The sequence below is a fragment of the Lysinibacillus sp. OF-1 genome, assembly GCF_028356935.1.
Taxonomy (GTDB): Bacteria; Bacillota; Bacilli; order Bacillales_A; family Planococcaceae; genus Lysinibacillus; species Lysinibacillus fusiformis_D.
Genome location: NZ_CP102798.1, coordinates 3,482,918 through 3,495,567 on the forward strand (window position 1 = coordinate 3,482,918; position 12,650 = coordinate 3,495,567).

Here is a 12,650-nt window from a genome sequence, read left to right on the forward strand (position 1 = left end):
GCCTTTTGTTTATTGTTCATTTTTTTCCTCTAGCTTGGCTAGTTCTATTTTTTCCTCTTGCACAGTCGTTTCTATCTGCTCTTGCTGTTTTGGCAAAGCGGCTGGTGCTGGATCCTTTTCAACAAAGACTTTTTCGTGCACCACTGCTGTATCTGCAAAATAATCATGTAACCCTTGATTTTCTGGTAAAATGACTACCAAAATATACAGAGGCATAAAAATATTATTGATAATGCGGCCAATCAAATCACGGAATAACACATCTGACCAAGTAAGCTTATCATGCTTTAATGAAATAACACGTAAGCCAAAAACCATTTTTCCAAGTGTTTGCCCAAAGAACTTTGTCATCAGTACAAAATAGCTATAATAGAGGATCGCTGTGATGATTGAAATCGGTGCATACCAAACAGATTCTGATAAGGACCAATCCATTAGATAAAAGATAGGATTGATAAGTATTCCAACTACAGCAGAAATAATGAATCCATCTAATAAAAATGCCCAAAACCGAATCCAAAAACCAGCCGTTTTTAAAGCATAGTTTTTATGCTTTACTGACTCATCTGGAGCGTTCATAAGAAAGCCATTTTCCATAGAGGGTGAACCTTGCATAACAAATTCATTGTTTGTCATTGTACTCCCTCCTTAGTATTCCCCGTATAAATACATCATTTTCGGTGCACTGTAGTCGGTCATAATTTTCATTAGCATTTTTTCTTCTGCAGATGGACCAAACATGGAGCCAATTTTCATCCCAACGTATGATTGCCAGCCTCCCATATCGTACGCATACTCAAATAAAGCAGCATCTTCCAGTCCATAATCTGCACGTAGAGCAGCGATGGCTGCTTCTTCATCACCAATTTCATCGATTAAACCTGCTTCAAGCGCTTTTGTGCCACCAAGAATACGACCATCTGCAACCTTCTTCACTTCTGCTTCAGACATATTACGTCCCTGCTCTACAATGTCTACAAATTCTTCATACGTTTCATTAATCATATCCTGCATCATTGCACGTTCTTCTGGTGTCACTTCACGCATTGGGCTTAGCATATCCTTATGCTCCCCTGATTTAAACGTTTCAAATTTAACACCTACTTTTTCAGCCAATGCTTGGTAGTTAATGGATTGCATAATGACGCCAATTGAGCCTGTTATTGTATCACGATGGGCAAAGATTTTATCTGCAGGTGCTGAAATATAATAACCACCTGATGCTGCCATCGAATCCATCGATACATAAATTGGAATTTGTCGTTCTTCTTTAATTTTTAGCAGCTTTTTATAGATTTCTGCAGATTCTTTCACACCACCACCTGGTGAATTGACGCTTAAAACAACGCCCTGTATCGAATCATCATACAAAATATTATCCAATTGCTCTAAGAAAAATGTATGATCATAGGCAACTGGTTGCCATAATGTACTTGAGCCGATATCTTGAATCGCTCCATCTACCTTTAAATAAGCAATTCGCTTATCAAAATTGTCCCCTTCAATGACATTTTCATATACATCTAAATTATTCCCAGCCATCAAACTATCAAAATTACCTAGGAAATCTGCTTTAAATAGGGCAAAAATGGTGTTAATTCCTAATGAAAATAGTAAAAGAACACCTGCGACTACTAAAGCAACCCACCTTTTTACATTCATGTCTTTCCGCCTCCTCAACACGTAATACGAATGACTTGCTTATTTGTTTCATTTTTTTGCAATAATATGCAAAAAGCTTGTTGCTATTTATTTCCTCATATTACCTTACCTAAAAAAATAAAAAAAATCAAAGTCCATACCTTTGCATGAACTTTGATTTTCGACATTATTTCCTAGGAAATGATGATGAATGGCATTGCTTTGTTTCTTGCTGTCGTAATTCAACTCGTCGAATTTTTCCAGAGGATGTTTTGGGTAGCTCTTCGACAAATTCAATAGCACGTGGATATTTATATGGGGCAGTCAATGATTTCACATGACTTTGAAGTGTTTGAATAAGTGTTTCATCACCAATTTCACCATTACGAAGAACAATAAATGCCTTTACAATATTTCCTCGAACTTTATCTGGACTGGCAATGACAGCAGCTTCTTTCACAGTTGGATGCTTCATCAAAGCATCCTCTACTTCAAAGGGACCAATTGTATAACCCGAGGAGATAATGACATCATCTCCTCGACCCTCAAACCAAAAGTAGCCATCTTCATCTTTGTAGGCACGATCTCCTGTTATATACCAATCACCACGGAATTGTAAATTTGTACGTTCAGGATCATTTAAATATTTTTTAAAGAGAGCTGGTGTTTCACGATGAACAGCAATATCACCCACCTCTCCCACTGCAACAGGATTGCCGAAATCGTTAATAATATTAACGGTGTTGCCAGGAGTAGGTTTTCCCATTGAGCCAACTCGCGCCTCCATCCCTACCATTGTACCAACAAGTAATGTATTTTCCGTTTGACCATAGCCATCTCGCACTTGTAAATGGAATGTTTCTGAAAATACGTTGATAACCTCACTATTTAACGGTTCACCTGCTGATACAGCTTGGCGAATTGCATGTAAATCATATGCGTGTAAATTTTCAAGTGATGCCATAAAACGATATTCAGTTGGTGTACAGCATAATACATTGATTTTGAATTTTTCAAGCATTGCCAAATAGGAAGCAGCATCAAATTTACCTTTGTAAACAAATGCAGTAGCACCACTGCCTAATGTAGCGAGAAAGGGACTCCATATCCATTTTTGCCATCCAGGTGCTGCTGTTGCCCAAACAATATCATTTTCTTGTACACCTAACCAATGTGGTGCTGTTGTTCGTAAATGAGCATAGCCCCAGCTGTGTGTATGTACCGCTGCCTTTGGGTTACCTGTTGTGCCGCTTGTATAGGCTAAAAATGCATTATCAGTACTTTTTGTCGGGGTCGGATTTATGTAAGTTGTAGGTTGATGGTGCATTTTTTCTAGTAAAGGCTGCCAAGGCTCATGTGCTTTCCCTATGACAAATTGCTGTATGCCCTGTAAATTTCCAACTTCATCAAATTGTTCAATATAGGGCTCATAGGCAACAACCCCTTTAGCATTGGCGTGATGAATGCGATACTCAATATCTTTTGTTCTTAACATTTCTGAGCTTGGAATGATGGTTAAACCTGCTTTTAATGCTGCAATATAAACAATATATGCTTCCACTGAGCGTGGTACCATCACTAAAATCACATCACCCTTCGTTAAACCTTGTAAGGTGAAAACATGTGCTGCTTGATTCGCTTTTTCCATCAAATGTGCATATGTAATAAATTGTACAGCTTGATTTTCTTCATAAATAATTAAAGCATTTTTCGTTGCATCCTGAGCATATTTTTCAATTTCCTCTGTTATGTTATACCATTCTGGTGCAACTAAATCTTGTCTTTTCATGGCAGATGCCCCCTTTTGCTATGACACATTATAAAACTCCTTTTTCAGTATTTTCAATGGTTTGCGCTTAATTTAGGTAAAGTCATGACAACTATCATACCTAGCTATATGGCATCAGTCACGTTTTGTCGATAGGAAAACTAGCTATTGAACACAAATGAAAAGTATGGTACATTTTGGTCAACTAAAAGCAAAATTGCAGGGGGACTCGAAAGAGTTGAGAAGGTAAAACCTGACCCTTTGAACCTGTTAGTTAATACTGACGTAGGGAGCAACAGACATCGATTTTTTCAGATGAAAGGCTCTTTTTCGTGTATTTTCACATAAAAAGAGCCTTTTTGCATGCTTACGTCCATCCACAAAGGAGGACTAAAATTAAAATGATATTTCAAACAATTCGTCAACAGCAACCACTTATTCATTGCATCACAAACTATGTGGTGGCAAATTTCCAAGCAAATGGTTTATTAGCATTAGGTGCTTCGCCCGTTATGGCTGACGATAGCCAAGAGGTTGAGGAAATGGTAGCAATGGCACAAGCATTATTAATTAATATCGGGACACTCAATACTCGCACCAAAAACGCCATGCTGTTAGCAGGAAAAAAAGCTAATGCACTTGGCATTCCAGTTATATTAGATCCAGTTGGGGCAGGGGCTACAACTTATCGCAAGGAAACCGTTCAATACTTACTTGAAAACATACAATTTGCCGTAATTCGCTGTAATATCGGTGAGCTTGCGGCTATAGCCAATGTAGATTGGCAACAGAAAGGTGTAGATAGTGGTCATGGCTCCATGTCACTGGAGACGGAAGCATTACTAGTGGCACAACGATATAATTGTATCGTTATTGTAACAGGTGAACGTGATCTTATAACAAATGGTGAGCATAGCCAGTGGATAGCTGGTGGCCACCCACAAATGACAGAGGTCACTGGTACTGGCTGTTTACTTAGTGCGCTTTGTGGTGCTGCCTATGTCGCAGGTAACAAGCCATACAACCAATTAGCAGAAACACTCACTTACTATAAAAAGGCAGCAGTACTAGCTTCTGCATTCACTGCAGATATCGGTGATTTTCAAATAGCTTTGCTTAATGCTATACATCGTTTATCAAAGGATGGTGAAGCATCATGCATATTGTAACGACGATTGCTGGATCAGATAGTGGTGGCGGTGCTGGTATACAGGCTGATTTAAAAACATTTCAGGAATTAGAGGTGTTCGGCACTTCCGTTATTACAGCTTTAACTGCACAAAATACAACAGGCGTGACAGGTGTTTTCCCCATTGACATTTCGTTTGTGGAAAAACAATTTCAAGCGTTAGTCGAAGATTTTCCGATTGCTGCAATGAAAACAGGCATGCTTTATTCCTCTGGTATTATCCAAGCCATCGCACGCATGATCGGTGAATTAAACATACCACTAATTGTGGATCCCGTGATGATTGCAAAAGGTGGAGAAAGCTTATTACAGCAAGAAGCTATTGAGGCGTTACGCTCATCTTTACTACCACTAGCTACGATTGTTACGCCAAATATACCCGAAGCAGAGGCTCTCACGGGGAGAACCATTCGCCATTTTGAGGATATGAAACAAGTGGCTCAAAGCTTTTTACAGCTAGGTGTACAATGCGTCATTGTAAAGGGTGGGCATTTAGCAGAACCACTTTATGCCATTGATTATGTATTTTTCAAAAATGGACAATCTTTTTCGATGCAGTCTCCACGAATCCAAACCAAAAATACACATGGTACTGGCTGTACATTTTCAGCAGCACTCACTGCTTTTCTTGGACGAGGTTTAGCGATGGAAGAGGCTATTATCGAAGCTAAAAAATTTATTCAATTAGCGATTATGCATGATTTAGCCATCGGCAACGGGCACGGACCTACAAATCATTTCGCTTATCAACAGCATAAGGAAGCCTGTGAGGTAATTATTCATGAAACGTGAGGATTTACAGCTTTATTTTATTATGGGGACAGGCAATGTTTTTCAACAAAATCCCATCCATCTCCTCGAAAAGGCATTGCAAGCTGGCATTACGATGTTTCAATTTCGCGAGAAAGGGTCTCTTGCCTTAACTGGATTAGCCTATGAACAATTTGCACGCCAATGTCAAAAACTTTGTCAGCAGTATAATGTACCGTTTATCGTTAACGATGATATAGAGCTCGCTTTGCGAATTGGTGCCGATGGCGTTCATATTGGACAAGATGATTTAGATGTTGAAATAGCACGTAAAAAAATCGGGAACATGATACTTGGTGTTTCTGTACATTCACAGGAAGAATTACAAACAGCTATAGACCATCATGCTGATTATGTAGGAATTGGTCCAATCTTTGCAACAACATCTAAAAGTGATGCACAACCACCATGCGGTACAAATTTTTTACAGCAAGCTTATCATCTTTATCCTGAATTACCGATTGTAGCGATTGGTGGGATTACTTGTACAAATGCACATTCTGTTTTTCAAGCAGGTGCTGATGGTGTTGCCGTTATTTCTGCTATCTGTGAAAGTCAAGACATTGCACACACTGTATCTACATTTACGTCATTATCTCGCATAAAAAAATGATCTATAAACAAACTAAAACCAGTGCCTTTTACGGTCACTGGTTTTAAGTTTATAAATGCTTAGTCAGCATTTATTGGTTGTTTGGCATACCTTTTAATTGAGATTCTGCCATTTGTACAAGACGTTTAGTGATTTCACCACCAACGGAACCGTTAGCACGAGCTGAAGCTTCAGCTCCTAATTGAACACCAAATTCTTGTGCAATTTCGTATTTCATTTGATCTAGTGCTTGTTGTACACCAGGTACTGCAAGCTTGTTTGAACTGCGGTTGTTGTTTGAAGTCATGTGTCTCACCTCCTTGTGAATATAGAATGTGCGATATTCGATTTTTAATACGAAAATTTTAAAGGTAAATTGTACCTCTAATGGCATCTAGCCAGTAATATAAAAAAGCCGTCTCAAAATGGACTTTGAGACGGCTTTGAATCCTTATAATAGTTCTGCAAACTTATCTTGTTGTTGCTCTTCTTTCTTAGGGAAAATATAGACCTCTCGATTTTTTACTGCTCGCTCGATTAGCTCATCAAAATCAGAGAAGCTTTCATAATGCTCGACCTTTTCAAGCTTCGGCTTTGTTTTTGGACTTGTAGGTGTAAAAATCGTACAGCAATCTTCAAATGGCTGAATAGATGTTTCGTATGTGCCGATTTTTTCTGCAATATCAATGATTTCGAGTTTATCTGATGAAATTAACGGACGCAAAATAGGTGTATTCGTTACAGCATTAATCGCTGTTAAACTTTCAAGCGTTTGACTCGCTACCTGCCCAAGACTTTCACCTGTTACAATGGCAAGTGCCCCAATTTCCTCACGCACCTGATCAGCTACTTTCAACATCATACGGCGTGTTGTTGTCATCGATACATTAGAAGGCACTTTCTCTTTAATAAGAACTTGTATTTCAGTAAATGGAATGACATGTAAACGAATACTAGCACCAAATTTCGTTAGTTCATTGGCAAGTACCTTTACTTTTTCTAATGAATTTTCGCTTGTATATGGTGGACTAAAGAAGTGAATCGCTTCTAATCGCACGCCTCGCTTCATCATTAAATAACCTGCAACAGGGCTATCAATACCACCAGATAACATTAATAAAGATTTTCCATTAGACCCTACAGGCATTCCACCTGCGCCAGGAATAACTTGTGCCATCATATATGTTGCATCATGACGAACTTCTACACGTAGTTCAATATCAGGCTGCTTCACTTTGACTGATAAATTTTGAAATTGCGGTAAAACATAGCCACCAATCTCACGTTGGATGGCATGAGATTCTAAAGGAAATGTTTTATCGGTACGTTTCACTTCTACTTTAAATGTATGCTGCTCATCTTTAAATGTCTCCATTATAGTGATGGCAAGTTTCTTCATACTTTCTATATCTTTTTCACATGCAGCCACAGGGCTAAAAGATTGAATACCAAAAATTTTAGGTAAGCCTGTTACGAGTGCCTGCATTTGTGTTTCGTTTTCTATAGCAATAAACATACGATCACGCTCTGTACGAATATGCAGCTGTCCTAGATCGGCAAAAGCATGACGAATATTTTCACGTAAGCGACGGATAAAATCCATTTTGTTGCGACCTTTTGTAGAAAGCTCACCATATCGAATTAAAATTTCTTTCCAAATCATTACTTAATTTCTCCTTTGAGTTCCAGCATGACTTCTGCTAGTACTTGTTTAAACTTTTCTATATCTTGTGCTGTGTTATGCGCACCAAAGCTCATACGAATTACACCTTTTTTATAATGCTCATCGAGGTGCAGAGCCTCGACAACATGGCTTGTTTTCGTTTGCTTCGATGAACAAGCACTTGATGTTGACACGATGATGCCACGTTTTTGCATAGCATTAATAATGACTTCCCCTTTTAAATCACGAACACTGAACGATAAAATATGTGCAGCTCCTTGTGGAGTCGATAAAATATGCACTGCCTCTCCGTATCCTTTTAGTTGCGTACGAATTTCATCTTGCCATTGACGGTATTTCATTGCACGGTCATTCAATGTTTCTACTGCTAATCGAGCCGCTTTTGCTAATGCAGCTGCTTGCGGTACCGCTACAGTACCACTTCGCAAACCAAATTCCTGACCTCCACCAAGTGCATAAGGCTGCCATCTCATGCTTTTACGAAAGGCTAATACACCTGAGCCTTTAAAGCCATGAATTTTATGACCAGAAATAGCAATACTGTCTGGACCTTCTTCTCCATTAAAGGACACAGCTAATTTCCCAAAGCTTTGAACAGCATCAACATGAAGAGCTGCTCTACTCATTTCATGAATCATTGCTGCTGCTTCCTTAATAGGCTGGATAGCACCCATTTCATTATTCACATGCATAATGCTGACTAAAATTGTATCTTTACGTATTTTAGCACGCAGCTCCTCTAAAGAAATGACTCCATGTTGATCAACTCGAAGATAGTCAACCTCATAGCCCTCTTTTGTAAGCTGTTTAACTGTTTCTAAAACCGATGGATGTTCTATTTCAGTCGTTAAAATATGCTTTCCTATATGTGTATTACTACGTGCTATACCAAAAATAGCTGCATTATTTGACTCGGTCCCACCTGAAGTAAATAGCACATTTTTTGCCTCTGTCTGCAAAATATCTGCTACTTGCTCACGTGCACGCATTAATAAATCATTTGCTTCAACTCCCATGGCATGGATGGATGCAGGATTGGCATAATACTGCTCATTCACTACCATAAATGTCTGCATAACCTCTGTTAAAGGTTTTGTTGTTGCACTATTATCTAAATAAATTGTCTTAACCATCACTTTTCACACACTTTCAAAACGTTGATTTAACGGTATTTATCATAACGCAATCTTTGGCGATTGACCACTAACTTTCACGATTCTTCAAATTTTAAATAGCATATTACACTTTTTTCAACATTGTAATAAAGACTGTTGGTGTACTAAATTCACTATCTTTGACAAAGCCGAATTTTTCATAAAGACAAATGGCTCTCTTATTAAATCGGGCCACAGTTAAACGAAGCGGTAGTTGATGCTCTTGTTGAATTGTTTTGACAATAAACGAAAAAAATGCCGTCCCTAAGCCTTGACCAGTTAGATTGGGCTTCATACCGATGCCGATATCTACATAGCATTCTGCATATGCCCCAATGTCATGTCCTTTCGGTACTTGTGCGGCTGTTCCTGTGCAATAATAGCCGATTAACTCCTCCCGCTCATTAAAGATAGCATAGTAGGGATTTTCGAGCATTTCTTGTAAGGTTTCATCTGATAAATCATTATTATAAAAATCGTATGGTGCTGCATAATGCCATTGTAAAATTTCACTCGCATACTTCTCATTCATTTCTCGTAGCGACAGCTTCAACCGTATCACACCTTTCCCTCTATTTAATAAAGAAAGCTGTCTAAAAAGTAATCGCTATACTTTTTAGACAGCTAACAGTTATTTGAATTAATTTGACATAGACTCTTCTGCAACCATTTCTTGAATACGTTTTAAAGCACCTGGCTCCATCTCTTCAACAGCTGTTCCTGCTTCTTCTAATGCTTTCGCATAACGGAATTGATGGAATGCCTCTTCAGCTTCTTTTAAACGCGCATTCAATGTTGGATTCGAAGCACGATGACGATTTCCATACTGAATAATACGTTCAATAAGCATAACATTTTCTATTAACTCATGTGCTTTGACTTTTACATCCTCTACGCACAGTGTGGCAGCATTTAAATTATTATGAACAGTCCCCATATTTAATGGTACTTCTTGCAGGCTTTGCATAACAATGTAGATGTGCTCTGCAGCCTCATCAAGACGTGCATCCATTTCCTCAGGGATTCCTGGGATATTGGCCTTGTTCAATAAGCGATCTGTATCTTGTAATATTTTCTTTAAATTTTCAACTTGAGCGCGGGCTTTATTTTCATCAATTCGAAGCTTCTTCATTGTATTTGATAAATGTCCTTGCTCCTCATGAATTCGTTCAAGCTCTTCACTAATTTCGATTAATTCTTCCTGTAAACTAGAATAAGCCGATTTTTCTTCTCTCACACGCATAGCTAATAAGTCGTAGCGACGTTGTAATGCTTCCAATTGCTTTAATGCAGCTTTCGGAATTTCTGCATCCTTTTCGTTCAAATGATAACTTTGCTGCACATAGGTCGCTTCATCATTCACTAATTTTGTTGAAGAAATAACATTAGTGATGGAGCTTAATAGACGCTCACAATTTTGATCAACGTAATTTTTAGCAATAACCTCTTTTTCAAGTAAATCATAAAAATGATCGATTTCTTCATTTATTTCTGTCACACGAGGTTTAACTACTGTTAAATTAAGCGCTGCTAAGTCTTTTTTTAATTCATCAAACTCTTTTTCATACTTATTTAATGCCTCAGTCAATTCTAAATGCTGTAAATAGTAAGATTGATCTTCCATTTCACGTTGACCATTCCGCAATTCCTGAACCGCTCCTGGTAGCTTCACTTGTAATTCCGTTAAAATAGTTGGGACATCATTAATAAATTCAAAGGTCTGCTGTGATTCTTGATTTAAACTAATGACAATTTCGCGTGCTTGCAAATAATTCCCATCATTTGTCAATACATCAAACTCTTCAAACTTTTGTACAAATGTTTCTAGCTTTTTCTCAAGTGCAGGTAACGCTACACCAAATGAATGTTGGTGAGCAAGCAAAGTCTTTCTTGCTGAGCGATAATATTCCTTTAATTGTTCAATTTCAATTCGATTTTTTTCTTCGCTGCCAATTAATTCATTCAGTTCTTCTAAAATTTTATCTTTATCTTGTTCGCATTTCTCAATATAATCTTCAATTTCACGTTCTATAAACGTCGCTTTTTTAAAACGAAGTCGATTAATTTGATCCTCAGCATCAAATAGCAATGAATCAATTTTAGTCATATGTACATCGATGACCTCATCCCAAGTATTGCGCCATCGTTCAAACATTTCTTCCGTTTCACCGTTCATGTTTAAAGATTTTACTTTTGAAATTTCTTCATTTATAGGATTATGTTGAATTTGTAATTTTTCATTTTCAAGTTTTGCAATGATTGCAACATGTTTTCTTCGCATCATAAATCCTACTATGGCTAAAATTAATAGTAGGATAATCGGAATGATGATATACTCCATCGTAAGCCTCCTATTCTACAATAAACGAATTGGCTAGTTGTCTTTATTATATACTATGTTTTCGCCTTTTGTACTAAAATTTAAGTGTTTTTCAGAAAACTGTATTTTCGCTATTGTGAAATACTTAAATAGCGCATCTATAGAGCTAAAGGAGTGGTAAATTATGAAACGTGATGGGCATATACATAGTCCTTTTTGTCCACATGGCAGTTCAGACTCTTTCGTGCAATATATTGAAAAAGCAATTTCTCACCATTTCACTGATATCACCTTTACTGAACATGCCCCATTACCAAAAAATTTTGTCGATCCTACCCCGCAAAAAGATAGCGGAATGAATCCACATGATCTCATGCCCTACTTTGAGGAATTGCAACACCTACAAAAACAGTATGCACAAGATATTCGCATCCGAATTGGGTTAGAAGTTGACTATATCCAAGGTTTTGAACAAGAAACTCGGCAATTCCTTGATACATATGGACATTTTTTAGATGATGCGATCTTGTCTGTCCATTTTTTACAATGGCAAGATTCCTTTGTATGTATCGACTTTTCTCCTGAGTGCTTTATTGATTTTTCAAAAAAAGTTGGCTCTGTTAAACAGGTTTATGATTTATATTATGATACTGTCCTACAATCCATTAAGGCCGATCTTGGTCCATACAAGCCGAAGCGGATTGGGCATCCATCTCTTGTTCATAAATTTCAGCTAGTGCATAATGAAAAAATCAATGATGCCTCACGCATCAAAGAAGTATTAGACAGCATGAAATGTGGGGGCTATGAGCTAGATATAAATAGTGCTGGTTTAAGCAAACAATATTGTCAGGAGCCTTACCCTCCATTTACTTTTATCAAGTATAGTCAAGCTATTGAACTGCCATATGTATTTGGTTCGGATGCACATAGCACAACGGACTTACATCAACATCATAATGTTATATTACCAATATAAATAATTTTTAAACGAGGTGCTTATATGTTTACAAAAATTAATTACGAAGGATCAATTGCTGGCCAATATCTGACATTATCCAAACAATTAGATGCACTACTGACTGGCGAAACAGATTTGATCGCCAATTTAAGTAATGCCTCAGCACTTTTAAATCAGTTTTTAACTGACATTAACTGGGTTGGCTTTTATATCCTACAAGAAAATGAGCTTGTACTCGGACCATTTCAAGGTCTTCCAGCCTGCGTGAGAATCCCCATTGGTCGTGGCGTTTGTGGAACATCCGTGGCAACGAAAGAAACGATTGTTGTCAAAGATGTGCACGAATTTCCAGGACATATTGCCTGTGATGCTGCTTCACAGTCCGAAATTGTGATTCCATTGATAAAACAAGGCAAGATCATTGGTGTCCTTGACATTGATAGCCCCATTGTGAGCCGTTTTTCAGAGGAAGACCGCAATGGCTTAGAACAATTTGTCCAAACATTACTTCTTCATTTATAAAATATTAAA

Annotated in this window: 13 protein-coding genes and 1 riboswitch; of the genes, 5 read left to right on the forward strand and 8 right to left on the reverse strand. The window is 37.8% G+C overall.

Annotated elements, in window-relative coordinates; all coding sequences use genetic code 11:
- Positions 1–9 precede the first annotated feature (9 nt).
- From NV349_RS17020 to mbcS, 3 genes are all read right to left on the reverse strand, one after another.
- Positions 10–636 (reverse strand): RDD family protein, encoded by a 627-nt coding sequence (locus tag NV349_RS17020; RefSeq protein ID WP_271910711.1) that lies wholly within the window; start codon positions 634–636, stop codon positions 10–12.
- A 12-nt stretch (positions 637–648) separates the two neighbouring features.
- Positions 649–1,662: a signal peptide peptidase SppA gene (gene sppA / locus NV349_RS17025; RefSeq protein ID WP_036118896.1), complete on the reverse strand. Its 1,014-nt coding sequence runs from the start codon at positions 1,660–1,662 to the stop codon at positions 649–651.
- Positions 1,663–1,828: 166 nt separating this feature from the next.
- The gene (gene mbcS / locus NV349_RS17030) at positions 1,829–3,430 is read right to left on the reverse strand and encodes an acyl-CoA synthetase MbcS (RefSeq protein WP_036118894.1); all 1,602 of its coding nucleotides are present in this window, start codon (positions 3,428–3,430) and stop codon (positions 1,829–1,831) included.
- A 190-nt stretch (positions 3,431–3,620) separates the two neighbouring features.
- Positions 3,621–3,718: riboswitch (TPP riboswitch) on the forward strand.
- 92 nt (positions 3,719–3,810) lie between these two features.
- Here mbcS and thiM point away from each other — a divergent pair.
- From thiM to thiE, 3 genes are read left to right on the forward strand one after another with little or no spacing between them, the layout of a single operon-like run.
- Positions 3,811–4,578: a hydroxyethylthiazole kinase gene (thiM, locus tag NV349_RS17035; RefSeq protein ID WP_036118892.1), complete on the forward strand. Its 768-nt coding sequence runs from the start codon at positions 3,811–3,813 to the stop codon at positions 4,576–4,578.
- Complete coding sequence (thiD, locus tag NV349_RS17040) at positions 4,566–5,390, forward strand: bifunctional hydroxymethylpyrimidine kinase/phosphomethylpyrimidine kinase (protein WP_036118890.1); 825 nt, start codon at positions 4,566–4,568, stop codon at positions 5,388–5,390. Before thiM ends, thiD begins: the two co-directional genes overlap by 13 nt.
- Entirely contained in the window at positions 5,380–6,021 is a 642-nt protein-coding gene (gene thiE, locus NV349_RS17045; RefSeq protein WP_036118877.1) for a thiamine phosphate synthase, read from the forward strand. The genes thiD and thiE overlap by 11 nt, the downstream gene beginning before the upstream one ends.
- 70 nt (positions 6,022–6,091) lie before the next feature.
- Here thiE and NV349_RS17050 read toward each other — a convergent pair whose 3' ends face one another.
- The 5 genes from NV349_RS17050 to ezrA all read right to left on the reverse strand — a co-directional run bounded on the left by NV349_RS17050 (position 6,092) and on the right by ezrA (position 11,179).
- Positions 6,092–6,307 carry an alpha/beta-type small acid-soluble spore protein gene (locus tag NV349_RS17050; RefSeq protein WP_036118875.1) on the reverse strand — a complete coding sequence of 72 codons (216 nt, stop codon included), beginning with the start codon at positions 6,305–6,307 and terminating at the stop codon, positions 6,092–6,094.
- Between the two features lie 144 nt (positions 6,308–6,451).
- Positions 6,452–7,663: a tRNA uracil 4-sulfurtransferase ThiI gene (thiI, locus tag NV349_RS17055; RefSeq protein ID WP_036118873.1), complete on the reverse strand. Its 1,212-nt coding sequence runs from the start codon at positions 7,661–7,663 to the stop codon at positions 6,452–6,454.
- A complete protein-coding gene (locus NV349_RS17060) occupies positions 7,663–8,817 on the reverse strand; it encodes a cysteine desulfurase family protein (RefSeq protein WP_036118871.1) in 1,155 nt (384 codons plus the stop codon). Before NV349_RS17060 ends, thiI begins: the two co-directional genes overlap by 1 nt.
- Before the next feature lie 106 nt (positions 8,818–8,923).
- Positions 8,924–9,391 (reverse strand): GNAT family N-acetyltransferase, encoded by a 468-nt coding sequence (locus NV349_RS17065; protein WP_089934181.1) that lies wholly within the window; start codon positions 9,389–9,391, stop codon positions 8,924–8,926.
- Between the two features lie 87 nt (positions 9,392–9,478).
- A complete protein-coding gene (ezrA, locus tag NV349_RS17070; protein WP_036118869.1) occupies positions 9,479–11,179 on the reverse strand; it encodes a septation ring formation regulator EzrA in 1,701 nt (566 codons plus the stop codon).
- Between the two features lie 163 nt (positions 11,180–11,342).
- Here ezrA and hisJ point away from each other — a divergent pair, with 163 nt between their 5' ends.
- Together hisJ and NV349_RS17080 are read left to right on the forward strand one after the other, a co-directional pair.
- On the forward strand, positions 11,343–12,137 hold the full coding sequence (gene hisJ, locus NV349_RS17075; RefSeq protein WP_271910712.1) for a histidinol-phosphatase HisJ: 795 nt from the start codon (positions 11,343–11,345) through the stop codon (positions 12,135–12,137).
- Positions 12,138–12,161: 24 nt separating this feature from the next.
- Positions 12,162–12,641, forward strand: coding sequence for a GAF domain-containing protein (locus NV349_RS17080; RefSeq protein ID WP_036118867.1), 480 nt, complete (start codon positions 12,162–12,164; stop codon positions 12,639–12,641).
- Positions 12,642–12,650 lie beyond the last annotated feature (9 nt).

Bases quoted from the DNA above. Each gene is read 5' to 3' on its own strand.
- NV349_RS17020 (WP_271910711.1), bottom strand. From the start codon at position 636: ATGACAAACAATGAATTTGTTATGCAAGGTTCACCCTCTATGGAAAAT.
- sppA (WP_036118896.1), bottom strand. From the start codon at position 1,662: ATGAATGTAAAAAGGTGGGTTGCTTTAGTAGTCGCAGGTGTTCTTTTA.
- mbcS (WP_036118894.1), bottom strand. From the start codon at position 3,430: ATGAAAAGACAAGATTTAGTTGCACCAGAATGGTATAACATAACAGAG.
- thiM (WP_036118892.1), top strand. From the start codon at position 3,811: ATGATATTTCAAACAATTCGTCAACAGCAACCACTTATTCATTGCATC.
- thiD (WP_036118890.1), top strand. From the start codon at position 4,566: ATGCATATTGTAACGACGATTGCTGGATCAGATAGTGGTGGCGGTGCT.
- thiE (WP_036118877.1), top strand. From the start codon at position 5,380: ATGAAACGTGAGGATTTACAGCTTTATTTTATTATGGGGACAGGCAAT.
- NV349_RS17050 (WP_036118875.1), bottom strand. From the start codon at position 6,307: ATGACTTCAAACAACAACCGCAGTTCAAACAAGCTTGCAGTACCTGGT.
- thiI (WP_036118873.1), bottom strand. From the start codon at position 7,663: ATGATTTGGAAAGAAATTTTAATTCGATATGGTGAGCTTTCTACAAAA.
- NV349_RS17060 (WP_036118871.1), bottom strand. From the start codon at position 8,817: ATGGTTAAGACAATTTATTTAGATAATAGTGCAACAACAAAACCTTTA.
- ezrA (WP_036118869.1), bottom strand. From the start codon at position 11,179: ATGGAGTATATCATCATTCCGATTATCCTACTATTAATTTTAGCCATA.
- hisJ (WP_271910712.1), top strand. From the start codon at position 11,343: ATGAAACGTGATGGGCATATACATAGTCCTTTTTGTCCACATGGCAGT.
- NV349_RS17080 (WP_036118867.1), top strand. From the start codon at position 12,162: ATGTTTACAAAAATTAATTACGAAGGATCAATTGCTGGCCAATATCTG.